The sequence below is a fragment of the Microbacterium sp. C23T genome (assembly GCF_053345975.1).
In genome coordinates, this window is the sequence record NZ_JBKFBD010000070.1 from 1 (window position 1) to 751 (window position 751).

General features: G+C 55.7%; 1 rRNA gene. It reads left to right on the forward strand.

Annotated features, from left to right (window positions below):
• Positions 1 to 642 (forward strand): 23S ribosomal RNA (locus ACLBXX_RS20680); the annotation flags it as partial.
• Positions 643 to 751: the final 109 nt, after the last annotated feature.

Genomic DNA, 751 nt, shown 5'->3' on the forward strand with positions numbered 1-751 from the left:
TGCCTCCCAAAAAGTAACGGAGGCGCCCAAAGGTTCCCTCAACCTGGTTGGCAATCAGGTGGCGAGTGTAAGTGCACAAGGGAGCTTGACTGTGAGACTGACAGGTCGAGCAGGGACGAAAGTCGGGACTAGTGATCCGGCAGTGGCTTGTGGAAGCGCTGTCGCTCAACGGATAAAAGGTACCTCGGGGATAACAGGCTGATCTTGCCCAAGAGTCCATATCGACGGCATGGTTTGGCACCTCGATGTCGGCTCGTCGCATCCTGGGGCTGGAGTAGGTCCCAAGGGTTGGGCTGTTCGCCCATTAAAGCGGTACGCGAGCTGGGTTTAGAACGTCGTGAGACAGTTCGGTCCCTATCCGCTGCGCGCGTAGGAAGTTTGAGAGGATCTGACCCTAGTACGAGAGGACCGGGTTGGACGAACCTCTGGTGTGCCAGTTGTACTGCCAAGTGCACCGCTGGTTAGCTACGTTCGGGATGGATAACCGCTGAAAGCATCTAAGCGGGAAGCCGGCCTCAAGATGAGACTTCCATACCTTTTAGGTGAGAGGCTCCCAGCCAGACTACTGGGTTGATAGGCCAGATGTGGAAGCACGGCAACGTGTGCAGCTGACTGGTACTAATAAGCCGATGACTTGATAACACTCCCCCCACCCCTGGTGGGGGTGGAGAATGCTCGCGTCCACTGAGTGGTTCCCGATGTACGGTCGGAAACCGCAACTGAACAGAAGACAATTTTTCACGTTGTGAAA